A 25299-nucleotide genomic window follows, 5' to 3' on the forward strand; every position below is an offset into this window, starting at 1 on the left:
TTAAGGTAGGGTAACTTAAGTTTAAAATGTTACATATATAAACACAAACATTTAATTATGAAAACAATCAGCAAATTTTTACTATTAAGCTTAAGTATTATTGTTTTTATTTCTTGTCAAACCGAAATTAACAGTATAGAACAATCTTCTGAAAGTGAAACCTTAAATGCTGCATCTGAAGTAGCCACTCTAGTACAGCGTACCGTTTCTCAAGATGGTTCAAAAGATAATATCATTGATAAAGCAAGTTGTATAACCGTAAGTTTACCGGTAACAGTTTTAGCAAATGGCGTAGAAATTGCTATTGAAAATGAATCAGATTTTGAACTTATTGAGCAAATTTTTGATGAATTTGAAGATGATGATGATATTTTACAAATAGTATTTCCAATTGTAATTACTTTAAGTGATTATACAGAAATTACAGTCAATACTATTGAAGAATTACAAAATTTAGCCAGTGAATGTGGTAATGAAAACGAAATAGATGATGATATTGAATGTTTAGATTTTGTATACCCCATTACATTATCAAAATATGACGCTAACAGTCAACTAATTGAAACAGTTGTAGTTACTAATGACATGCAGTTTTACGCTCTTGTAAATCATTTAGGTGATGGTAACATAATTTCAATCAATTTTCCAATTACAATGAAACTTTATGATGGTACTGAAGAAATAGTCAACAATATGGAAGAAATGGGTAGCTTAATGGAAGATGCTGAATTTATGTGCGATGAAGATGATGATAATGATTATGATGATGATGATTGTATGCATTGCACAGAAAATCAAATTTCTGAATTATTGCAAACCTGTAGCTGGAATATTCACAAAATAATTATAGACGATATTGATATAACAGCGCAGTACACAGATTTTATATTTACATTTTTAGAAGATGGAACTGTTGTAACTATTATTGCAGGAGATTATATATATGGAACATGGGAACTTATAACATCGCAAGACGGTATGGGTATGGGAAATAATTCTCAAGCAGGGAAATACATCAATATTTATTTTGAAGACTACCCAGATTTTTCATTCAATTGGATGGTTTACGAAATGAATGATGATAATGAAATAGATTTGCGATCAAACCAAAATAGACTAACATTGGAGATAGTATGTGATGATAATGATAACGAGGAAAATGATAGTAAAACCGAATTAATAAATATATTAAGTGAAGGAACTTGGTTGGTTGCTAATTTTAATTATGAAGGACAAAATGAAATCACAAATTATAATGATTTTGTTATAGATTTTAAAAATAATTCTTTAGTAACTGCAACTAAAGGAGATAATACAATAGAAGGGAGTTGGTCTGTTTTTTATGAAGATGAAAAGCTAAAACTAGAATTAAACTTTGGCGAAAACATGCCCTTTAATAAATTTAATAAAAATTGGTTAGCGGTTGATATTAAAAATACTAGAGTTGAGGTAAATAATTTAGACGACTCAGGAAATGAAGAGAGTAATTTAGTGTTTGAACGTATTTAGAGACCCCTCTTTAGTTTAATTTAATTTCATTAAAAGCCACTTTTTTAAGTGGCTTTTTCTAGTTATAAACTTTTGTGAAATAAAACTTTATAACTTGAATTAATAATTACTTAAAAACTCAAATAAATTATTATATTTATAATGATAGAATTTAAATTTATATCAAAATTAGTTCAGTTATTTTAATTCTAAATGTTTTACTAAAAATAAAAACAGTAGATGAATGAAAATTTAATCTACATTGTAAAAATAAAGAATAAAAAAGTATCTTTAAATAAAGTGAAATAGTGAAAATAAAAAACAAAGAAATAGAAAATTCAACAATTTCTAATTTGCTATTAAATGAAGCTGATATATTAGTGATTTCATATAATAGAAAAGGTGAAGTAACCTATATTTCCCCAACAACAGAAAAACTTATTGGTTATAAATCTAAGAAACTATTAGGTAAACAGTGGTGGAGTTTAACTTTTTTTTCAAAAGAAAAAAGCAAATTATTTAGAGATAAAATAAAAGAAACTATATCTGGAAAAAGAGAATTTAATCCAACGCCATATCGAAGAAAATTAAAATGTGAAAACGGGAATGTAAAATGGATTGAGTGGAGAGACTCTTTAAGTGATAATGAAATAGTTTCTGTAGGAACAGATATTACTTATTGGAAAAAGAAAGAAGCATCAAAAATACAATCAGATAAAATTTTAGAGAATATTAATTCTCTTGTTATGGTTAGTAATAATAAAGATGAAATTATTTACTCATCACCCTCAGTAAAAAAAATGTTAGGATATGAAGTTGAAGAAATTATGGGAGATAAATGGTGGGATGTTACTTACGATAATAAACAAGAAGCAATCAAAACTAAAGAAGCAATTAATAATTATGTCAATTTCAGTATAAAAAATTTTGTTGATATATCTAAACGAAAAATTAAAGCACGTAACGGAGAATATAAATGGATAGAATGGCACATATCAAAAGGCGTAAACGATACTTATATTTCTGTTGGAACGGATATTACAGATAGGATATTAACAGATATTGAATTAAAAAAAGCTAAAGAATCTGCTGAAGAGTCATTAAAAGTTAAAAATGAATTTTTAGCAAATATGAGTCATGAAATTAGAACCCCACTTAATGCAATTATTGGATTCACAGATTTATTACTTGAAACAAAACTAACCACAGAACAAAAGTTACATTTAGAAACAATGCAAAACTCAGGAGAAATTTTACTTTCTCTAATTAATGATGTTTTAGACCTTTCAAAATTAGAATCAGGAAAATTAGAAATTGAAGTAATTCCATTTAATTTACATAAACAATTAAATGAAGTTGTTAGACTTATGAAAATAAAAGCTCGTGAGAAAAATATTTCTTTAAACTTGGAGATTGATTCAAACACACCAAAAGAAGTTGTTGGAGACCCTACCAGATTAGGGCAAATACTTCTAAACTTAATTGGAAATGCTATTAAATTCACAAATAAAGGATCAGTAACTGTTTCGGTTAAACAACTAAAAGAGTCAACAAAGAGTACAACAGTTTTTTTTGAAATTCAAGATACAGGTATTGGCATAGTTTCGAATAAAATAAATACGGTATTTGGAGCATTCACACAGGCAAAAAGTGATACTTCTAGAATTTATGGAGGTACAGGTTTGGGACTTACAATTGTAAAAAAATTAGTTAGCTTATTAAGTGGGCAAATTACAGTTGAAAGTAAATTTGGAAAAGGAAGTGTTTTTAAATTTACATTACCACTGCAAAAAAGCTCTAGTAAAACAAAAGTTGAAGAGCATGAAGAAGATTTAGCTATGGATAAACCATTGAACTTAAATATTTTATTGGTAGATGATAATAAAACAAATCAACTGCTTGGTAAAACTAGGCTAAAAAGATGGGGATGCAATGTTGATCTTGCAAATAACGGGATAGAAGGTGTGAAAAAAACCCAACAAAAATTATACGATGTTATTTTAATGGATATTCAAATGCCTATTATGGATGGTTATGAAGCAACAAAAATTATTAAAAATGATATTTCTGAACAAGTATCTAAAATACCAGTAATTGCCATGACTGCTTATACCTCTAAAAATGACATTAAAAGAGCCATAAATGCGGGTATGGATGATTATATTTTTAAACCTTTTAAACCTGCTGAAGTTTACAAGTTGTTAAAAAAATATGGGAAAATTACTGAAGAAAATAATGATAAAAATCCTGAAAACATTGAAAAACAAATTAAACCTAAATCTAAAAAGTATATAGACTTAAAATTTATTAGAGAAGAAACAATGAACGAAAGCTCTATTTTAGCATTATTAATAGAGTCTTTTATAAATGATATTGATGAGTTTTTAGAAATATTAGATAAAGGATTTAGAAGTAAAAACTGGAAACTTTTGCATGAAGCTACACATAAAATTAAACCAAGCATAAGGATGTTTGGAATTTCAAAGTTAGATCAAGTAATTCATGACCTTGTAAATAGATTTAGAGAAAAACAACAATTGAATAATGTTGATGAGCGTATTAACTTATGTAATGAAATACTTAAAGATGTTAAAACTGAATTATTAACAGAACTAAAATTATTAAAAGATGAACAATAAAAAAAAGATTGTTTTAGCAGAAGATAATTCTACACTTTCATTGCTGTTAAAGTTTAAGTTAGAAAAAGAAGGATATGAAGTTTTAGTAGCTGAAGACGGGAAGAAAGCCATAGAGCTTATAGAAAAACACAACCCAAATTTAATTTTAACAGATATAATGATGCCTTTTGTAAGTGGATTAGAAGTGATAAGCCATGTTAGAAATAAATTAAATTTAGAAACCAAAATTATTGTTTTTTCTGCAGCAGGACAAGAGGAAATGGTGTTAAAAGCATTTAATTTAGGAGCCAGTGATTTTATGGCAAAACCTTTTAGTCCCAATGAGTTAACAATTAGAATTAAACGTTTGTTGTTGTAACCTAATAATAAAATTAACTTGGAAACATTTAAAATTATTCAAAACTATTTTCAGCAATTACCATTCTTATTGCAATTAGTATGGATAGTGAGTAGCTTTTTGAGCTTTCTTGTAGTTATTTTTGTAATTTATTTGAAAATTTTAAGGAACTCGTTAAGAAAAAAAGAAGTTTTAAAGGAAGAGTATAAAAAAAAATACGAAACCTTACTATTATCCTTTTTGTTTAATGAACCTGATGGAGATAATGCTAGTTACCAAGAGGATGAATTCATAAATATAATTAACACTGAAATTAATGTTGATTTTAATAGAAAAATTATTATTGAAACTTTACTAAAGTTAAAAAATGAAATTTCAGGTGAAATTGAAAAAAACATTCAACATATTTATTTACAATCAAATCTAAAAGAGTTTGCCTATCAACAATTAAAAAGTAAAAATTGGTACGAAATAGCCAAGGGAATAAAAGAACTAACTCAGTTTAAGGTAAAAGCAGCATATTCAGAGATTAAAAAATTAATGAATCATCCTAAAAAAGAGGTACAAAAAGAAGTACAACTATATTTGGTTAGTTTATTCCATTTTGGAGGACTTAAATTTTTGTCTAGTTTAGAATCATATTTATCTGAATGGGATCAAATTGAATTGCTAGAAGAACTAAAACATCTTGAAAATCAGGAAATTCCGGAAATTACAGATTGGTTAATATCTAAAAATGATTCGGTGGTTATGTTTGCCTTAAAATTAGCTAAAATGTATAATAAATATGAAAATGTTGACACATTAATGCAATTAATGAACCATGAAAATCAGAAAATAAGATTACAAGTTATTTTGGTTTTAACTCATTTACAAGTGACAGATGTTAAACCTATTTTAAAAACCAATTTCAAAAGTTATAGTGAAGAGGAGCAAATTGCTATTTTTAAAATGTTAGAAAATATTTTTGAACCATCAGATGAAAAATTTATAACAGAAAATATTTATAACAACAATTTTGAAATTCAACTAGCAGCCTTAAAAATGTTAAAATCTATAAATAAAAATACTTTTTCTCAACTGTTTACCAGCAAAACGGCATTTAAAAATACAAAGGTGTTAAATTTCGTCCAAAAAAATTAATATATGAATACAACCACATTAAATGGTATTATACAGGTAATTCATTATTTGTTTTTTGGCTATGCTTTTTTAGCTATTTCGTCTTATATAATTTTATCAATAATATCGGCTTTTGAAACTATTGAATATTTTAAAAAAAATAGTTTTGTTAACTATAAAAAAATACTTTCATCTGATGCAGCTCCTTCAATTTCAATAATAGCACCAGCATTCAATGAAAGTTTAAATATTGTTGAAAATGTTAGATCGTTACTATCTAATCACTATGTTAATTATGATGTAATTATTGTAAATGATGGTAGTAAAGACAACAGTTTAGAAAAACTTATAGAGGCGTATGACTTGGTTAATGTTAATTATTTAATAAATCAACAAATAAGTACGCAACCACTTCGCAAAGGAGTTTTTAAATCAACCAATCCAGCATTTGAAAAACTAATTGTGGTTGATAAGGAGAATGGAGGAAAAGCAGACGCGCTAAATATGGGCTTAAATATTAGTAATAGTAGGTATGTTGCCTGTATTGATGTGGATTGTCTATTATTAGAAGATGCTTTACAAAAAATGGTAAAACCTTTTTTAGAAGCAACAGAAAAAAGAGTTGTAGCTACAGGAGGAGTTATTAGAATTGCAAATAGCAGTATTATCAAAGATGGTAAATTAATGGATGTAAATTTACCAACAAAGCTTATTGAAAAAGCGCAAATACTAGAATATTTAAGATCATTTTTATTGGGAAGAATGGCTTGGAGTAGGTTAAATGGATTGCTTGTTATTTCGGGGGCATTTGGTATGTTCGATAAAAAAATTGCTATTGAAGTTGGAGGGTATGATACCTCAACAGTGGGTGAAGACATGGAAATAATTGTACGAATACGAAGATATTTAGAAGAAGAAAAAGTAAACTATAAGGTTGCTTATATTCCAGACCCACTATGTTGGACTGAAGCTCCTGATAATTATAAAATATTTATTTCACAACGTAATAGATGGACTAGAGGAACTATTGAAGTTTTAAGAAAACACCGTAAAATTGGCTTTAATCCTAATTATAGAAACTTAGGGTTGTTAAGTTATCCTTATTGGCTAATTTTTGAACGTTTTGCACCAGTTATTGAAGTTATAGGGATTATTTATTTTGGAATTTTAATTGCACTAAATGAAGTGAAATGGGATTATGCATTGGCATTTTTTATTTTGGCCTACTTATTTACAATACTGTTATCATTGGGAGCTATTTTTTCAGAAGAGTTAACTTACCATCAATACAAAAAGAAAAAAACAGGCTTAAAATTAATAATTATAAGTTTGTTAGAACCTTTTGTTTTACACCCTTTTATTTTATACGCAGCTGTGAGAGGAAACTTAGATTATTTTTTTAATAAAAAGAAAAAATGGGGAGAAATGACAAGAAAAGGCTTGGGAAATATTAATAAATAAATACAATTAATAAGTAAATATGAAGCTAAAGATTTCAAAATTATTGACTAGTTACTTCCAGCTGGTATTCACGCTATTGATTCTATTATGGATTGGTAGTTTTGTTGAATGGCTTTTAACAGATTATGATAAAAATTTATCGGCATTAAATATTATTGTATATAAGCTTTTAAATGATTTTTGGGCAGTTACATTCTTAGGAATAGTTTTTTTCCCACTATTTTGGCTATTTGGCCTTATTTTAAAAAAATATACGACTTCAGTTTTTCAAGTATTATTTTTAATTATTTTATTAATACAAGCATCTTTAATAAAATATAGTTTAACAACCCATATTAATTTAGGAGCAGATTTGTTAGGGTATTCATATAATGATATGTACACTACAGTAACATCGTCGGTTTCTTTATCACTGTATACATTTCTACCATTTTTATTACTAATAGGTTTGTTTTATGGAGTTTACTGGTTCCTAAAAAAATGGTTGAATGGTTCTAGAGTACTTATTATTTCTATATTGTTAATATTAATTTTTGGAAGTTTAAAACTGGTATTTGCAGATGCATCAAATGAATTATTTCAAAATAAAACACAGTATTTAGTTACTGAAATTATAAACTTCCATACTGAAAAATACAAATCAAATGCAAATTTATATGGGAGAGATGATTACCCTCTACTTAAATCATCTTCAAAAATAAATGACGTACTAAAACCTTTTTTTAACATTTCAAAAAGTAAGCCAAACATTGTAATTATAATGGTTGAAGGTTTGGGAGGTGAATTTGTTGGAAATCATACCTATGCAGGTTTTACACCATATTTAGATTCATTAATATCAAAATCATTGTATTGGGAAAATTTTGTAAGTAACACTGGAAGAACTTTCGGAATATTACCATCTTTAACAGCTTCTTTACCATTTGGAGATACAGGATTTTTAGAAATTCATAACACACCTTCTCATATTTCTCTAATTAGTATTTTAAAGGCAAATGGCTATACAACGTCTTATTATTCAGGAGATCCTTCAAGTTTTGACAGGAAAATCAACTTTTTAGAATACAATCAAATTGATGATGTAATTGATGAAAGTAAATATGGCCCAAAGTATCAAAAAACAGCAGCTAATGAAGGTGGATTTTCTTGGGGGTATCCTGACGAGGAAATATTTAAAAAAATGTTGGAGTCAATTCAAAATAAAAAGTTACCAAGATTAGATATAGTGATGACGCTTACAAACCATGAGCCATTTTCATTTCCCAACAAAGAAAAATATTTAAAGAGAGTTGACAGTATTTTAAATTCAGAAAAAATTTTAAAAATTGACAGAGATAAAGTAGTAGAGAACAAAGCTATTTTTGCAAGCCTATTGTACACAGATACGTCTATTAAAAATTTCATGGAAGCGTATGTAAAAAGACCAGAATATGAAAACACCATTTTTATCATTACTGGTGATCATCGGTTAATTCCTATTACACAAAAAGATAAATTATGCCGTTTTCATGTGCCTTTATATATTACAAGTCCATTATTAAAAAAAGCAGTTACATTTAAATCGGTTTCTTCGCATTGGGATATTACCCCAAGTTTAGTATCTTTTTTAATGAATAATTATAACTTAAACCCAATAGAAGAGGTGTCTTGGATAAGTGAAGGCCTAGATACAGCCAAACAATTTAGGAATATACACCAAATAGCTTTTATGCGTTATAAAGGAAAGATTAATGATTTTATGTATAAAGATTATTTGTATTCAGCAGGTGATCTGTACAAAATTAACAGTCATTTTGGAATTTATAAAGTGAAAGAAGACGAGCTTCTAAAAACAATTAAAGACTCATTAGAGAAATTTAAAAATATAAATGCCTACCTAACCAAACGAAATAAAATTTATCCAGATTCATTAAATATTTACAGAAAGCCTAATTTTAAATTTACGGATACCGAAAAAGCTACTATTAAAAAATTAACTAAAGAGTTAAATTATGATCAAATATTTTTTCTTGCCCGAGAAAAAGCATTTAATAAAGAGTATAAAACAGCACAGTTATTATGTAATTATATTTTAAATGAATTGCCAAACCATGCTGATGCGAGAACGTTAAAAGGAAGAACTTTTGCTTGGAATGGGCAATATAAAAAGGCAGAAGCAGCATTTTTAAACGTATTAAAAAGAAATCCTTATTATTCAGATGGATATGTTGCTTTACTCGACTTGTATTGGTGGTCAGACCAAGATAAAAAATCTGTTGCCATTTATAAAAAAGCATTAAAAAATGAAATAACCAATCCATCAGTTAGTTTTAAAATGGCAAAAGCACTTAAAAGAATGGAAGACATACAACAATCGAATTTTATTATTGATAGTTTGTTGCTAAAATATTCCGAAAATAAAGAATATAAATCGTTTAAAAATACACTCCAAAACTAATGTCAAAATCAATCCTAATTTTTTATATCGTCGTTATTTTTAGTTCAATACATGTATTTGGTCAACAAAAAGTTTTTGATGGAAACCCCGATTCTGCTTTTGAAGTAGCTAGAGAGTTAGCATTTAATAAGCATAGAAAACAAGCACAAGACTCTTTGTTGTTTATTTTAACAAAGTACCCTAATTATCATGATATTAGAGCCTTTTTAGCTAGTACATACTCTTGGGATAGCAATTATAAAAAAGCAAGAAAAGAATTTATGTATGTATTAAATAAAGATCCTCAAAGACAAACAACTTGGATTGCAGCTATCAACAATGAGTTGTGGAGTGAATCTCCTTTTAAAGCATTAGAATTAACAACTACAGCTTTAAAATATTTTCCAAACAATGAAGAAATTTTATTGTTGAAAGCAAAAGCACAACAAAATGGAAAGAATCCTGAAGATGCATTGGCAACAGTTGAGCAAGTTATTCTATTAAACCCCAGTAATCAAAAAGCACTAGATTATAAAAATAGTTTAATAAATGCATTGAGTTTTAATACTATTGGTTTAAGAGCTGCAGTTGATTTGTATTCTGAAGTGTTTGACCCAATGCAATTACACACATTAAAATACAGTAGACAAACTAAATACGGAAGTTTAATCGCCAAAGTAAATTTTAGCAGAAGATTCCAAGAAAATGGAATGCAATTTGAAGTTGATTTATACCCTAAAATTGTAGAAGGCTTATACGCTTACTTAAATGTTGGATTTGCAAATACATTTTTATTTCCAGATTATAGATATGGAGCAGAACTGTATAAATCTTTACCTAAGAGTTTTGAAATTTCAGCAGGATTCAGAGCTTTAAAATATACTTCTACAACCACTATTTATACTGGCTCTATTGGTTGGTATACAGGTAATAGTTATTGGGCTTTTAGAACATACATAACTCCAAATGATAATGGAATTAGTAAATCGGGAACTTTAAACTATAGAAAATACAGAAAAGATGCAGATAATTATTTTTCAGTTGCATTTGGAATGGGATATTCTCCTGAAATAGATAGATTTAATTTTGGAGGAAATGAAAATTTAATTATTAATTTACAATCTCAAAATTTAAATTCAGGATATTATTTTTCTTCTAAAAACAATAAAAATTTATGGGGCTCAAGGTTTGAGATTATTCATCAAGAAATCACTTTTGATCCAGGAAATTACTTTTGGATATATTCTTTTGTGTTTTCTTGGGAAGTAAAATTTAGATAAACATTATAAAGAGTTAATATGGCTGTTGAAATAGAACGAAAATTTTTAGTTAAAGGTGATTTTAAAAATTTAGCTATTAAGAAATATAGCATAGCTCAAGGGTTTTTATCAACAGTACCTGAACGAACTGTTCGCATTAGAATTAGAGAAAATAAAGGGTTTATTACCGTTAAGGGAATTAGTGATAATAAAGGGATTTCTCGATTTGAATGGGAAAAAGAAATTTCTAAAACTGATGCAGAAAGTTTATTAGCTCTTTGTGAAAATACAATAATAGAAAAAGTAAGATACATTATTCCGGCTAGCAATAACCTTTTTTTTGAGGTAGATGAATTTTTAGGTGAAAATAAAGGGCTTATTGTAGCTGAAATTGAACTGCCAAATGTAAATACAACTTTTAAAAAACCTGATTGGTTAGGAGATGAAGTTACGGGGCAAGTAAAATATTACAACGCTATGTTGGCCCAAAAATCATTTAATAAATGGTAAATTATAATTATATTGCTACATAAATTGAAAAAATATGTTAGAATTAGCAGGAATTATAGTTTTAGGAATCATTGCTCAATGGGTAGCGTGGAAATTTAAAATTCCAGCTATTTTACCTCTAATTATAATTGGCTTACTAGTAGGCCCAATATCAACACTATATACAGTAGACGGAACCAAATTATTAGAGCCTGTTTGGAATGGAAAAGAAGGTTTGTTTCCAGGTGAACGTTTGTTTAATTTTGTTTCATTAGCCATTAGTATAATTTTATTTGAAGGAGGTTTAACACTTAAAAAAGAAGAGGTTTTAAATGTAGGATCTTCTATTTTAAAGCTAATAACAGTTGGTTCTCTAATTACTTTTATTGGTGCAGGAATAGCAGCACACTTTATATTTAATTTAAGTTGGCAAATTTCCTTTTTGTTTTCTGCCTTAATTATTGTTACAGGGCCAACTGTAATAGCTCCAATCTTACGAAATATACCACTTAAAAAAGATGTGTCGGCGGTTTTAAAATGGGAAGGTATTTTAATAGATCCAATAGGAGCCTTGGTATCTGTATTAGTTTTTGAATTTATAATTGTTGGAGAAGGTTATGAATATACAAAAGAAGCTCTTATAGAATTTGGTAAAATTATAATTATTGGGACTTCAATTGGGTTTACATCAGCATATGCACTCTTTTATGCTATTAAATTTAAAGTAATTCCTCATTATTTATTAAATGTAATTGTTCTCTCTAGTGTCCTTGCTGTATTTGTTTTATCAGATTTGTTTGCTCATGAATCAGGATTATTAGCTGTTGTTATTATGGGAATGGTACTTGGAAATATGAAAATAAATGAATTGAAAGAAATCTTATACTTTAAAGAATCTTTAAGTATTTTGTTAATATCAATTTTGTTTATTCTTTTGGCAGCCAACATGAATATTAAAGATATGTTGTTGTTGTATAGATGGGAAACAGCGTTATTATTTGCAATTATTATTTTGATACTTAGACCTTTATCTGTTTTTTTTAGTACAATAAATTCAGGATTAAAATTAAATGAAAAATTATTTATAAGTTGGGTAGGCCCAAGAGGTATAGTTGCTGCAGGTATTGCTTCTTTATTTGGATTGAAGTTATCAATGGAAGGTGAACCAGATGCTGAATATATTACACCTTTAGTGTTTATGGTTGTATTGGGAACAGTTTTATTAAATGCTACAACGGCTAGGTTATTTGCTAAAATTTCAGGAGTATTCTTAAAATCATCTAATGGAATTATTATTATTGGTGCGTCAAATTTTGCACGCTTAATAGCTTTGTATTTGCAAAAAAATAACAGAAGAGTTGTTTTAATAGATAGTAACATAAATCATATAAATAAGGCGAAATCACTTGGGTTAGAAGCCATAGAAGGAAATGTTTATTCAGATGATTTGATTGAAAATATAGAATTAAATGATATAGGGTTTTTATTAGCACTCACCGGAAGTGCTTCTGTAAATGAATTTGCAATTGAGAAATTCACTAAAATATTTGGAGAGAAAGGAGCTTACAGACTTATTTCAAGTGATGAAATGAAAGCAGACAACACAGTACCTGTTCAAAATTTATTTATAGATAATGACGATTATATTAACTTAAGTGAAATTGTTCGAGATTTCCCACTAATAAATGAAGTTACTATAAATTCAAACGAGCACTACATAGCTTTACTAAAGGAAATTGATAAAGAACCACAGGCTGTACCTTTATTTTTAAAAGATAACAATAATGAAATACACATAATTTCCTCATTAAAAGACTCTTCTAAAATTGAGAAAGGAAATATATTAATTTATCTTGGAAAAAAAATTATTTAGTTTTTTAACTTATTAATAATAATTACTAAACATTAAAATTACAATAATACCTTTAATTGCACCCCAAATAAGTTCAATAAATAGTTTTGAATGTAAATTTTGATGTGTGAATTCAAATAAGAAGAAAAGAAAACTTGATGTTGTTGTAATTTCAGATGTTCACTTAGGTACTTATGGGTGTCATGCAAAAGAATTGTTACGCTACCTCAAAAGTATCAATCCTACAACCATAATTCTTAATGGAGATATAATTGACATTTGGCAGTTTAAGAAAAGCTATTGGCCAAAAGCACATATGAAAGTGATAAAATATATAATTGGCTGGATTTCTGAAGGTAAAGAAATTTATTATATCACGGGGAATCATGATGAAATGCTTCGAAAATTCATTGATTTTAAAATCAGTTCTTTCTCAATAAAAAACAAAGTAGTACTTGAATTGGATGGTAAAAAAGCTTGGTTTTTTCACGGAGATGTTTTTGATGTTACTATGGAGCATTCAAAATGGTTAGCAAAACTAGGCGCAAAAGGATATGATTTGTTAATACTTATAAATAAACTGGTAAACAATATTAGTGAGTTTTTTGGAAAAGGGAAGATTTCATTATCAAAAAAAATTAAAGACAGTGTAAAATCTGCTGTAAAATTTGTAAATAATTTTGAAAAAACGGCTACGAATATTGCAATCCAAAACAAGTTTGATTATGTTGTTTGTGGGCATATACACCAACCTGTTATTAAAAATATTGTTACAAATGAAGGAGAGGTAATGTATTTGAACTCTGGTGATTGGATAGAGAATTTAACAGCGTTAGAATATAATAATAAAAAGTGGTCTTTGTATAAATACAATGATGCTCATTACAAAAAAGAAGATTTTAAAGTAATAAATAATGAAATAGATGTTATAGATAAAACTGCTAAAGAAATTTTTGGAGAATTGGTTGAAGACTTTAATTTTAAAAATTAAAAGCATGAAAATATTATACGCAATACAAGGTACAGGTAACGGGCATTTAAGCAGAGCGAAAGAAGTAATACCAGCGTTATTAAATAGAGCTCAAGTAGATATTTTAATAAGTGGTACTCAGGCAGAAGTAGTTTTAGATTACACTATAAATTATAGGTATAAAGGGCTTAGTTTTTACTTTGGTAAAAACGGAGGAATTGATTTTGTAAAAACACTAAAAAACAATAATATTTTTAGAATATTTTCAGAAATTAGAAAGTGTCCAGTAAAAAATTATGATTTAATAATTAATGATTTTGAGCCAATATCAGCTTGGGCGTGTAGGTTGAGAGGTGTAAAAAGTATATCTCTTAGTCACCAAAGTATATTATATACTAAAAATGTACCTAAACCTTTCCATAGGGATTTACTAGGTAGCTTCATTATTAAAAATTATGCAAAATGTGCATACAATTATGGTTTTCATTTTAAAAAATATAACAACAAAGTATATACTCCAATTATTAGAAATAACATTAGGTTGCTTAAACGTACTGAGAAAGATCATTTTACAGTGTACTTACCCGCATATTCTGACAAAAGAATAATAGACGTACTATCTAGAATTAAAGGTGTAAAATGGAAAGTTTTTTCTAAAGAAGCAAAAAAATATTACCAAAAGAAGAATGTATTTGTAAAGCCAATTGATAGTGAAAAATTTGAAAAAAGTTTAGCTTCTTGTCAAGGAATTTTATGCGGAGCAGGTTTTGAAAGTCCGGCAGAAGCCATTTTTTTAAAAAAGAAATTATTGGTAATACCTATGAAAAATCAATACGAACAGCACTTTAATGCAAAAGCATTGGAAGAATTAGGTGTGCCAACGTTAAAATCTTTAAAAAAGAAGCACATTTCAAAAATTAAAACTTGGATTGAAAGTAATGAAAAAGTTGAGTTAGATTTTCCAAATGAAACCCAACAGATAGTAGATTATATTTTATACGAATTTATTGAAAAGGCAACTATTTCTGAATTAGAAACTATTTAGAATTTTTCCAATATTGAGGTTTGGTTTCTTCAGTTTTTTGATTCCAATACTCGTGCGTTACTTTTCTACCATCTAAGGTTTTTAATTTACGTTCAAACACCCATATAGTTGGGTTAAAAACCATATCAGTTACAGCAACGGTATACAATTGAGGTTCTTCTTCAGATTTTCTTTTTTCTTCTTGAATAACTACTTCAAAACCATTGTGTTCTAATAATTTTTTTAAAAAATCTTTACGGTTTTCATCTGTCTTTTTTTCAACAAAAGTAACTCGTTGATCTTCAATACTCCCAAACAAATGTTTGCCTCCTAGTGCCATACTAAATTAATTTAAAAACTATTACTAATTGAGAAAATATACTCATATAATGGGCTGTATAAACCTGCAACTAAAATACCTACAGCTGCCATAATTAAGCCTAATTTCATGTAAGGTTTACTTTTAAAATATGGGATAGCGTCAGGGTTTTTTCGTAAAAACATAGCTCTAATCACCAATAAATAATAATACAATGAAATTGTAGCGTTTACAACTCCAATAAATACTAAAATATAATAACCTTTACTTGCAGCAGCCACATATAAAAAGAATTTACCAAAAAAACCTGCTAATGGAGGTATTCCTGCTAATGAAAATAAAGATAGCATCATAACCATACTTAACCTTGGATTGGTTCTGTAAAACCCTTCATAATCATCAATATTTTCTTTATTTGATGCGGCTGATATTGCTTGTACAACACCAAAAGCTCCCAAATTTGAGAAAATATAAACAGCTACAAAATAAACAACAGTTGTAGCACCCAATTGATCAACAGATAATAAACCTAATAAGATAAAACCAGCCTGTGCAATTGAAGAATACGCTAAAAAACGTTTCATGTTTTGTTGTCTTAAAGCAAAAAGATTTCCAACAAACATAGTGGCTATTGCAATGATGTATATAATTTTACTCCAAATAGGAATTAAGGGCTTAAAAACAGTAAATAAAACGATCATTAAAATAACTACAGCTGCACCTTTTGATATAACAGATAAATAAGAGGCTACATTTATAGGCGCACCTTCATAAACGTCAGCAGTCCAAAAATGAAATGGAGCTAGTGAAATTTTAAATGCCAAACCGGAAAAGAAAAATATAAATCCTAAGATAGAAAGATTTGAAATTGTTAAAATTTCAGCCATAGCATCAAAATAGATGGTTCCTGTAGTTGCATATAATAGAGAAACACCAAATATTGTAGAACCCGAAGCTAAAGCAGAAGACAAAATATATTTTACACCTGCTTCAGCAGATTTTCTTTTAAAGGTTTCATAAGCTACTAAAGCGGCAACAGGAAGTGTTGTTAATTCAAGGCCAATATAGAACATTAAAAAATCTCCAGCAGAAATCATGTAATATGTACCTAGTAAAGAAGATAAAATAAGAATTAAAAATTCTGTTGATTTGTTTTCAGTAATTACCTTTTCTTTAAGCCAATCAGCAGATTGTAACAATAAAATTAAAACACCAATACTTAGTGTAGTTTTAAATAAATGTAATAGGGCATTTGTTCTAAACATTCCGCCAAATATTTCACCGGTATTTAAAGGTAAAAAACCTATCACTGTATTTATTGTTAATAAAATAAGTGCAAATGGAATTATACTTGCTTTTTGTTTCTTGTTAGAAAATATTTCGAAAATTACTAACAATAATATAATTGCCAATAACCCTATTTCTGAACGCATTAATAGTAAACTTTCCCAGTTCATATTTTTAATTTTTTAGAGTAACCGTTCTAAAAACGGTTGAATACTTGCTTTAATCATTTCACTTAATCCAAGAGGCATTACACCAATAATAACAACAGGAATCATTAGTAATACCAACCCTACTTTTTCATACCAGGTTGCTTTCGGTAATTTTCTATATTCATCATTTGTAATAGGCCCCATCATAATTTTACCTACCATTCTTAAAATATAAACAGCTGTAACAACAATAGATGAAACTACAATTATTGTTAGAATTCTATGAAACATATCAGGATGCTCAAAAGCACCAACAAAAATATTCATTTCAGCCACAAAACCACTAAAACCAGGTAATCCTAAATAGGCTAAACCAGTAATTACATAAATAGCGCCTATAAAAGGTAAAATTTTCATTAAACCACTTAATTTAGATATTTCACGTGTATGTGTTCTTCCATACACCATTCCAATTAGAGCAAAGAATAATGCGGTTAACAATCCATGAGATAAAGATTGAATAATAGCTCCATTCCAAGCCGTTTTATTTAACATTAGTAAAGCAAATAAAACGAGACCTAAGTGGCTAACAGAAGCATAAGCATTTACATATTTTAAATCTTTTTGCATAATAGCTCCAAAAGCTCCATAAATAACACCAGTAGCAGATAAAACTAAGAAGAAATTAGACCAACTTAAAGCACCTAGTGGTAATAAATACATGGCGATTCTAAACACACCATAACCTCCCAATTTCATAAGTACTCCTGCATGTAACATAGATACTGCAGTTGGTGCAGAAGCATGACCTGATGGTGACCAAGTATGGAAAGGAAACAGAGCCCCAATTACAGCAAAGCCAACAAAAACCAAAGGGAAAAATATATTTTGAGCAGCAAGAGGAATATTAACTTTTGCAATTTCTAAAATATTAAATGTTAACGCTCCTCCATCAGCATTAGAATTAAAATATATTCCAAAGATACCTACCGATAATACAGCTGAAGCACCCATTAACATCAAGGTTAATTTCATTGCAGAATTTTCCTTAGGGCCAGAACCCCAAATACCAATTAGTAGATACATTGGAATTACAGCAATTTCGTAGAAAACAAATAGTGTAAATAAGTCGGTTGAAATGAAAAACCCAAAAACTCCCGATGATAAAACAATCAACGAAATAAAGAATTCTTTAGGTAAATCATCTATTTTCCAAGAAATAAATACACCAGCTAAAACAATAATAGATGTTAACGCAATCATAACTACTGAAATTGCATCAACTCCAATACTGTAATGAATGTTCAAGCTTTCAAACCAAACAGCATCTTTGGTGAAAACCATAATGTCATTATTTACAGCTCGCTCTTTTATATAAGCAAATATTAAATTTATTGACATTGCAAATTGAATTGCCATTCCTATTAGTGATATTATTCTTGCTTGTTTTAAATTTTTAGCAAAAGCTAAAATTAAAACAGTTAAAACAGGTACTATTACAAAAAGTGATAAAATATCCATTACATTAAATTAATTTATCCATATATAAAAAACAACCATTGCGAGTATAACACCTCCACCTACAAATGCCATTGCATAATCTTGAAACTTTCCAGATTGCATTCCTTTTATTTTATTCGAAAAAGATACAGTTACATTCCCAATGCCTATCATTGAAGAATCAACAACATATTTATCAAACCAAGCAACAGTTGATGCTACAACACCAAATATTATTTTCTTAGTTACAAATAAATAGATTTCATCAAAATAAAATTTATGGAAGGTCCACTTATAAAATATTCCAAAAGCATGTGAAAATTTATCAGCTAAATTATTCTCTTTTTTGTAGAAAATGTAAGCAAGTAAAATACCTATTAGTCCAACGGTTGTTGCAATTGCGGCTAAAGAGTAATTTAAGTGTGCTGCAAAAGGTTTGCGATCTGCAGTAATATAATCACTAAAATGAATGTACCCAGCAGCAATACTCATAAAGGCTAAAAACATTAAAGGTATTTTCATTGACATTGGAGATTCATGAGGAGTGTGTTCATATTGTTTTTCTTTTCCCCAAAAGATTCCGAAATACAAACGAAACATATAAAAAGCTGTTAAACCAGCAACAAACACACTACTAATATAAATAAGCATATTGTGTTCATAAGCTGCAGCTAAAATTTCATCTTTACTAAAGAACCCAGCAAAAAATGGAACTCCTGAAATTGACAATGCAGCAATTAAAAATGTAATATGAGTTACAGGCATATATTTGCGTAAGCCACCCATATCTTTTAAATAATTACTATGAACTGCATGAATAACAGAACCAGCACCTAAGAATAGTAAGGCTTTAAACATAGCGTGTGTAAACAAATGAAACATTGAAGCCATATAACCTAACCCTTCATGCCCTTCATATTTTGACACACCTAAAGCTAACATCATATAGCCAATTTGAGACATTGTTGAGAAAGCTAAAACTCTTTTAATATCATTTTGTGTTAAAGCAATTATTGCTGCAACCAAAGAAGAAATAGCTCCTACATAGGCTACAACTTCCAAAGCAAATCCGTTTTCAACAAAAGAAAATGCAGGGAATAGCCTTGCTACTAAATATACACCAGCAACAACCATGGTGGCAGCGTGTATTAAAGCCGAAACAGGAGTAGGGCCTTCCATTGCATCAGGCAGCCAAATATGAAATGGTAACATAGCCGATTTTCCTGCTCCTCCCATAAATATTAAAATTAATCCCCAAGTCATTACGGATAAGCCCATAAATGAGGTAGAAGCCCAACTGGTAATAACATAACCTTCAGGGTTATTTATTTCACTAAAATCAAAAGTTCCACTGTAATAGCTAATAAGTAATATTCCAATTAAAAAACCTAAATCGGCAAAACGAGTAACAATAAACGCTTTTTTTGCTGCAGCAACAGCAGAAGGTTTCGTATAATAATAACCAATTAATAAAAATGAAGAAGCCCCTACCAATTCCCAAAAAATATACATTTGGAACAAATTGGTTGCTAAAACCAGTCCAAACATAGAAAAGCTAAACAGAGCTAAGTAGGCAAAAAAGCGAGTATAACCATCATCTCCTTTCATATATCCTCTACTATATAGGTGAACCATAAAAGAAATTGTTGAAACAACCACCAACATCATTACTGATATAGGGTCAATTAAAACACCCATATCTATGTGTAATTTATCAGAGAATATTAGCCAAGTACTTTTATAGGTAAAGGTTTGATAAACACCATTTAGCTTTCCTCCCAAGTAGTAGTGGTAAGCTGTATAAAGTGATAATGCAAATGAAGTTGCTAAACCTAAAGAACCTAACCATCCTGAAATAGAAGGGGGTATTTTTTTGCTAAATATTCCTAATATTAAGAATAAGGCCAAGGGAATCAACGGAATAAATATAGTATAACTAAAATCCATTTTTTATGATTTAAATTTTTGTCTTAATTATTAATTTGTTTAAACTATAATTTATTAATATTTCATAGTTTCTGTATCTTTCACTTCTACAGAGTAAACCAGTTTATATAAATTGATAATAATTGCTATGGCTAATGCGGTTTCAGCTGCAGCCAATGCAATTATAAAAATTGAAAATACAGCTCCTTGTAAAAAATCGGGATATAAATAGGTGTTAATAACTACAAAATTAACAGCCGAAGCATTCAAAATTAATTCGATAGACATTAATACTGTAATTAAGTTTTCTCTTGTAAAAAACCCATAAGTTCCAATAAAAAACAAGATACTTGTTAGGGTTAAAATTTCGTAAATACTAATACCTTCAATCATTTTTGACTAATTTTCTTTTAATTTTTTTCCTTTGGCTATAATAATAGCTCCTATCATAACGGCAACTAATAACACACTAATTACTTCAAATGGTAAAATAAATCCACCGTCTCCATAACCTAATAATTTATAACCTATATCAGCTACTTCAATAGATTTGTAGGTGTTTGCAGTTTGAAAATGGTAGGTAAAAATTGCCCAAAGCGTAATTCCTAAACCAACAATACTAAGTAAACCAGCTATAATTTTTCTCTTAATAGGTGTTTTTTCCAATTCTAGTTCAACATGATGAACTAGTAAAACAGAAAATATAAATAGCACTATTACACCACCGCCATAAACGGTTAATTGTATGGCTGCTAAAAGGTTGTAGTTTATCATAAAATACAGTCCTGAAATACTAATTAAAACAAATAATAAATATATTACTGCTCTTAAAATTTTACGGCTTGTAACTGATGCAATGGCAAAAATTACTATAAATGCCGCTAGTATATAAAATATTGTTGCTTCCATAATATTAATCTTCTATTCCGGCTTTTACTACGGATCCTGGTTGGTTTAATACTTTTGTTAATGCAGCTCTGTCATAAACAGAATTTTCATAATTCTGAGCCCAAACAATGGCGTCAGTAGGGCAAGCTTCTATACACAAACCACACATAGTACACATAGACAGATGATAAATGTGTTTATCTATCTTTTTTTTCTTTTTCCCAGTTTCAGGATCAACAGCTCTGTCCCAAATAATTTCAATAGAACCATTTGGACAAGCAATTTCACATGATTGACAGCCTGTACAGTAATGTTCATTATTTTTATCATGTGGCATTACAACTTCCCCTCGAAACCGATCAAACATTTTTAAAGTTTCTCTATTATCGGGATATTGTTGTGTTAAACTTCCTTTACGAGCTCGAATAAAATAACCTCCTGTAACACTCATTCCGGTGAGTAAGGTTTTTATTCCGTTATATATATCTGAAAAATAACTCATTATATAGTATTATATCATTTATTAAATTGTCCAGTTTAACCAAATTACAATTGCCATTATTAGTAAATTAACCAAATTTAGTGGCAATAAATATTTCCACTCTAAGGTTAATAATTGATCCACTCTTAAACGAGGGAATGTCCAACGAAACCACATCATTAAAAATATGATTATTAGCACTTTAATTAAAAACCAGATTACTTCAGGAAACCAAGTGATACCTTCCGTAATTCCGAAAGGAGATAACCAAGCGCCAAAAAATAACACAACAGCAATTGAAGCTATAATAAACATGTTGATAAATTCTGCTAAAAAGAAATAGGCAAATTTCATTCCTGAATATTCCGTATGAAAACCAGCTCCTAATTCAGATTCAGCTTCAACTAAATCAAAAGGAGCTCTATTTGTTTCTGCCGTACCAGCAATCATAAAAATCATAAATGCAATAATAGCTGGAATATGACCTTGTAAAATTAACCAACCTCCTGTACGTTGAATTTCTACAATTTCTGATAATTGTAATGTGCCCGTGAGTAAAACCATTGTTAAAATTGATAGGCCAACTGATAATTCGTAACTAATAGTTTGTAAGCCACTACGCATTGCTCCAATTAAAGAGAATTTATTGTTGCTAGACCATCCTGCAACTAAAATTCCAATAACGCCAATTGAAGAAATAGCAAATAAGAAGAAGATACCAATATTGATATCAAAACCTTGAAATTGTTTTGAGTATGGAAAAACAGCCATTGCCATTAACGATGTTACAATAACAAAGTAAGGGGCCAGATTGTATAAAAATTTATCAATTCTATCATTACTGGTTAATTCTTTTGAAACTAATTTTAAGGCATCAGCCATTGTTTGGAATAATCCCCAAGGACCAACTCTATTAGGGCCAAGTCTTAATTGAAACCAAGCAGCAACTTTACGTTCTAGTAATACTAAATATAAACCAGCTACGGCAAATAATGCTAGGTATACAATAGCAATTAAAACCCATTCTGTGATATTTGCGGCCATTTCTGGCATTATTGAAAATATCCAATCATGGATAGTTTTGGTAATGTTTAACGGTATGTTCATCATTAAAAAATTCATAATCTATAATTAACGATCTATATCTGGAATTACAAAGTCAAATGAAGCCATAGTAGCAACTAAATCTGCAATTTTAACACCTTTAGTAATGTGGTTTAGTACTGATAAATTTGAAAACCCTGGTGAGCGAAATTTAACTCTATAAGGGTTTTTAGTTCCCGTACTATTTATATAAACGCCCAATTCACCTCTTGCAGTTTCTACACGTTGGTAAAACTCTCCTTTCGGTAATTTTATTACAGCTTTTGTGGTCTCTTTAATATTTCCTTCAGGGATGTTGTCAATTAATTGTTCAATGATGGACATAGATTCCCACATTTCAGCTATTCTAACTTTATATCTTGAATATGTATCTCCTTCAGTAAAAAGAATTTCTTTAAAATCAACTCTATCATATGCACTGTACGGATGGTGTTTACGTACATCACTGGCAAATCCAGAGCCTCTAGCAACTGGACCAGAAACACCGTAAGAAATAGCATCTTCTTTTGTTAATATGCCAACTCCTTTTGTGCGTTTTTCAAAAATTACATTCCCCGTTAGCAATCTGTCATATTCAGGTAATTTAGTTTTAAAATGCTTAATAAATTCTTTGGTTCGTTTTACAAAATTAGGATGAATATCAAACATCAATCCTCCAGGTACGTTATAATTCATTGTTAAACGAGCACCACAAGTTTCTTCAAAAATATCATTAATCATTTCACGATCTCTAAAGGCATAAAAATAAGTAGTTAATGCCCCTAAATCCATTCCCATAACACCCCACCATAATTGATGAGAAGCTAAGCGGGTTAATTCAGAAATGATAGTTCTTATAACTTTAACTCTATCACTTACCTCAAGTTCTAATGCTTTTTCAACGGTTAAACAAACAGCTTCATTATTAATATGTGAAGATAAATAATCCATTCTATCAGTTAAATGAACTATTTGTTGATAGCTATCTCGTTCACACATTTTTTCAATAGAACGGTGTATGTAACCTAAATCTGGCTCTACATTTTTTATTATTTCACCATCAATGGTTAATAATAAACGTAACACTCCGTGTGCGGCAGGGTGTTGAGGCCCCATATTAACGAAATACTCTTCTGTTTTTATTTTATTTTTTACTTCTTGATTGGTCATAGAAAAAATTATTTAACAATCATATTAGCTTCATCTACATAATCCTTTCTCAAGGGAAAACCATCCCAATCTGGCGTTAAAAAAAGACGTCTTAATTTTGGGTGCTTATTGAATTTTATACCAAAGAAATCATACACTTCTAATTCATGAAATTCTGCTGTTTGCCAAATGTCATGAACAGAGTCTAATACAGGATTTTCTCTGTCATCAACCATCACTTTCACAACAATCTGATGTTTTAATTCCGTAGATTCTAAATGATAAATTACACCTAAATCTTTTCCCCAATCCATTCCAGTAATACAAAAAGCATAATCAAATTTCAAACTGGAATTTGATTTCAATTGATTACAAATATTGTGAAGTTGTTCTTTAGGTACAACAACATTTAAAAATTCAGATGCCTCAGTAGAGAACTCTAAATTATCACTAAAACCATTTATAATACTTTGTAAATCTTCGTTTTTCATTTTATCAATTGCTTAAATTCAAACTTTACCTTCGTCAAAACCATCAATAGGATTAACTTTATGCTTCATATTTTCAGTTTTTATTTTTTGCTGTAGCATAATCATTCCCTCTAATAATGCTTCTGGGCGTGGAGGGCAACCAGGGACATACACATCAACAGGTATTACATGGTCAGCTCCTTTTATTACAGAATATGAATTGTAATAAAAAGGGCCTCCAGAAATAGCACAGGCTCCCATGGCAATTACGTATTTTGGTTCAGCCATTTGGTCATATAACCTTCTTAAAACAGGTCCCATTTTATTTACAATGGTTCCTGCAATAATAATTAAGTCTGCTTGTCGTGCCGATGGTCTTGCAACTTCAAATCCAAAACGAGAAAAATCATGTTTTGGAGCTCCAGTTTGCATCATTTCTATAGCACAGCAACTGGTACCGAAATAAAGAGGCCACAAAGAATTTGATCGCCCCCAATTTATAACACTATCTAAAGTTGTTACCACAATATTTCCTCCATTACCACCTGGAATAACTTTTCCTGGAAAATCGTCTGGAACAACTTGTTTTAACCCTTCAGCTTCTAATTGATTTAAAAATCGTTTTTTTTCTACTCCCATTGTAAAGCTCTTTTTTTGTAGGCATATGCCAATCCTAATCCAAGTATAACAAGAAACACTATAATTTCAACCAAAGCAACTGTTCCAACTTCCTTATAAACTACAGCCCAAGGGATTAAGAAAGCTACTTCAACATCAAAAATTAAAAATAGAATTGCAAAAAGATAATAACCCACTTTGAATTGAATCCAAGTTGGTCCTATTGTTTCTATTCCACATTCATAAGGTTCTCTTTTTTGTGGATTATCTGATTTGTGTGAGATTAAATTTGATAAAAAATTTGCACCAGCAACTAAAACAACGCCTGATAGTAAAAATACAATAATGGCTTCTGATCCCATTTAATAAATG

23 protein-coding genes are annotated in these 25299 nt (G+C 29.2%); 11 read left to right on the forward strand and 12 right to left on the reverse strand.

Going from position 1 to position 25299, the window contains the following annotated elements:
* The first annotated feature begins 57 nt into the window (after nt 1–57).
* The 11 genes from Lupro_RS09890 (at nt 58) to Lupro_RS09940 (ending at nt 15078) form a co-directional block, all read left to right on the forward strand.
* Complete coding sequence (locus Lupro_RS09890) at nt 58–1509, forward strand: hypothetical protein (protein ID WP_068209512.1); 1452 nt, start codon at nt 58–60, stop codon at nt 1507–1509.
* A 287-nt stretch (nt 1510–1796) separates the two neighbouring features.
* Nucleotides 1797–4127 carry a hybrid sensor histidine kinase/response regulator gene (locus tag Lupro_RS09895; protein WP_068209515.1) on the forward strand — a complete coding sequence of 777 codons (2331 nt, stop codon included), beginning with the start codon at nt 1797–1799 and terminating at the stop codon, nt 4125–4127.
* Nucleotides 4117–4485, forward strand: a complete 369-nt coding sequence (locus tag Lupro_RS09900; protein ID WP_068209518.1) for a response regulator transcription factor — start codon at nt 4117–4119, stop codon at nt 4483–4485. The genes Lupro_RS09895 and Lupro_RS09900 overlap by 11 nt, the downstream gene beginning before the upstream one ends.
* Before the next feature lie 18 nt (nt 4486–4503).
* A complete protein-coding gene (locus tag Lupro_RS09905; protein WP_068209521.1) occupies nt 4504–5607 on the forward strand; it encodes a HEAT repeat domain-containing protein in 1104 nt (367 codons plus the stop codon).
* Between the two features lie 3 nt (nt 5608–5610).
* Nucleotides 5611–7047 carry a glycosyltransferase family 2 protein gene (locus Lupro_RS09910; protein WP_068209525.1) on the forward strand — a complete coding sequence of 479 codons (1437 nt, stop codon included), beginning with the start codon at nt 5611–5613 and terminating at the stop codon, nt 7045–7047.
* 19 nt (nt 7048–7066) lie between these two features.
* Nucleotides 7067–9484, forward strand: coding sequence for an LTA synthase family protein (locus tag Lupro_RS09915; protein ID WP_068209528.1), 2418 nt, complete (start codon nt 7067–7069; stop codon nt 9482–9484).
* The gene (locus Lupro_RS09920; RefSeq protein ID WP_068209531.1) at nt 9484–10743 is read left to right on the forward strand and encodes a YaiO family outer membrane beta-barrel protein; all 1260 of its coding nucleotides are present in this window, start codon (nt 9484–9486) and stop codon (nt 10741–10743) included. The genes Lupro_RS09915 and Lupro_RS09920 overlap by 1 nt, the downstream gene beginning before the upstream one ends.
* An 18-nt stretch (nt 10744–10761) precedes the next feature.
* Nucleotides 10762–11232, forward strand: coding sequence for a CYTH domain-containing protein (locus Lupro_RS09925; protein WP_068209535.1), 471 nt, complete (start codon nt 10762–10764; stop codon nt 11230–11232).
* Between the two features lie 34 nt (nt 11233–11266).
* Complete coding sequence (locus Lupro_RS09930; RefSeq protein WP_068209538.1) at nt 11267–13084, forward strand: cation:proton antiporter; 1818 nt, start codon at nt 11267–11269, stop codon at nt 13082–13084.
* A gap of 106 nt (nt 13085–13190) precedes the next feature.
* Complete coding sequence (locus Lupro_RS09935; protein WP_068209541.1) at nt 13191–14054, forward strand: UDP-2,3-diacylglucosamine diphosphatase; 864 nt, start codon at nt 13191–13193, stop codon at nt 14052–14054.
* Between the two features lie 4 nt (nt 14055–14058).
* Nucleotides 14059–15078 (forward strand): glycosyltransferase family protein, encoded by a 1020-nt coding sequence (locus tag Lupro_RS09940; RefSeq protein WP_068211576.1) that lies wholly within the window; start codon nt 14059–14061, stop codon nt 15076–15078.
* On the opposite strand, the gene Lupro_RS09945 is transcribed toward Lupro_RS09940, so the two are convergent.
* The 12 genes from Lupro_RS09945 to Lupro_RS10000 are packed head-to-tail and all read right to left on the reverse strand — an operon-like array spanning nt 15071 to nt 25289.
* The gene (locus Lupro_RS09945; RefSeq protein ID WP_068209544.1) at nt 15071–15397 is read right to left on the reverse strand and encodes a hypothetical protein; all 327 of its coding nucleotides are present in this window, start codon (nt 15395–15397) and stop codon (nt 15071–15073) included. The two genes, Lupro_RS09940 and Lupro_RS09945, sit on opposite strands and share 8 nt — an antisense overlap.
* Nucleotides 15398–15408: 11 nt before the next feature.
* Nucleotides 15409–16833, reverse strand: a complete 1425-nt coding sequence (locus Lupro_RS09950; protein WP_068209547.1) for an NADH-quinone oxidoreductase subunit N — start codon at nt 16831–16833, stop codon at nt 15409–15411.
* A 12-nt stretch (nt 16834–16845) separates the two neighbouring features.
* Nucleotides 16846–18333, reverse strand: coding sequence for a complex I subunit 4 family protein (locus tag Lupro_RS09955; RefSeq protein WP_068209551.1), 1488 nt, complete (start codon nt 18331–18333; stop codon nt 16846–16848).
* 9 nt (nt 18334–18342) lie between these two features.
* Nucleotides 18343–20259 carry an NADH-quinone oxidoreductase subunit L gene (gene nuoL / locus Lupro_RS09960; protein WP_068209554.1) on the reverse strand — a complete coding sequence of 639 codons (1917 nt, stop codon included), beginning with the start codon at nt 20257–20259 and terminating at the stop codon, nt 18343–18345.
* 54 nt (nt 20260–20313) lie between these two features.
* Nucleotides 20314–20631, reverse strand: coding sequence for an NADH-quinone oxidoreductase subunit NuoK (gene nuoK, locus Lupro_RS09965; protein ID WP_068209557.1), 318 nt, complete (start codon nt 20629–20631; stop codon nt 20314–20316).
* Nucleotides 20632–20637: 6 nt separating this feature from the next.
* Nucleotides 20638–21147: an NADH-quinone oxidoreductase subunit J family protein gene (locus tag Lupro_RS09970; RefSeq protein WP_068209560.1), complete on the reverse strand. Its 510-nt coding sequence runs from the start codon at nt 21145–21147 to the stop codon at nt 20638–20640.
* A 4-nt stretch (nt 21148–21151) separates the two neighbouring features.
* On the reverse strand, nt 21152–21628 hold the full coding sequence (locus tag Lupro_RS09975; RefSeq protein ID WP_068209563.1) for a 4Fe-4S binding protein: 477 nt from the start codon (nt 21626–21628) through the stop codon (nt 21152–21154).
* Nucleotides 21629–21649: 21 nt separating this feature from the next.
* Nucleotides 21650–22729 carry an NADH-quinone oxidoreductase subunit NuoH gene (gene nuoH / locus Lupro_RS09980; RefSeq protein ID WP_227807440.1) on the reverse strand — a complete coding sequence of 360 codons (1080 nt, stop codon included), beginning with the start codon at nt 22727–22729 and terminating at the stop codon, nt 21650–21652.
* A gap of 9 nt (nt 22730–22738) precedes the next feature.
* Complete coding sequence (locus tag Lupro_RS09985) at nt 22739–23860, reverse strand: NADH-quinone oxidoreductase subunit D (protein ID WP_068209566.1); 1122 nt, start codon at nt 23858–23860, stop codon at nt 22739–22741.
* A gap of 8 nt (nt 23861–23868) precedes the next feature.
* Nucleotides 23869–24330, reverse strand: coding sequence for an NADH-quinone oxidoreductase subunit C (locus Lupro_RS09990; protein WP_068209569.1), 462 nt, complete (start codon nt 24328–24330; stop codon nt 23869–23871).
* Between the two features lie 18 nt (nt 24331–24348).
* Nucleotides 24349–24948 (reverse strand): NADH-quinone oxidoreductase subunit B, encoded by a 600-nt coding sequence (locus Lupro_RS09995; protein WP_068209572.1) that lies wholly within the window; start codon nt 24946–24948, stop codon nt 24349–24351.
* Complete coding sequence (locus Lupro_RS10000) at nt 24939–25289, reverse strand: NADH-quinone oxidoreductase subunit A (protein WP_068209575.1); 351 nt, start codon at nt 25287–25289, stop codon at nt 24939–24941. The genes Lupro_RS09995 and Lupro_RS10000 overlap by 10 nt, the downstream gene beginning before the upstream one ends.
* Between the last annotated feature and the right edge of the window lie 10 nt (nt 25290–25299).

This window comes from Lutibacter profundi (assembly GCF_001543325.1).
Lineage (GTDB): Bacteria > Bacteroidota > Bacteroidia > Flavobacteriales > Flavobacteriaceae > Lutibacter > Lutibacter profundi.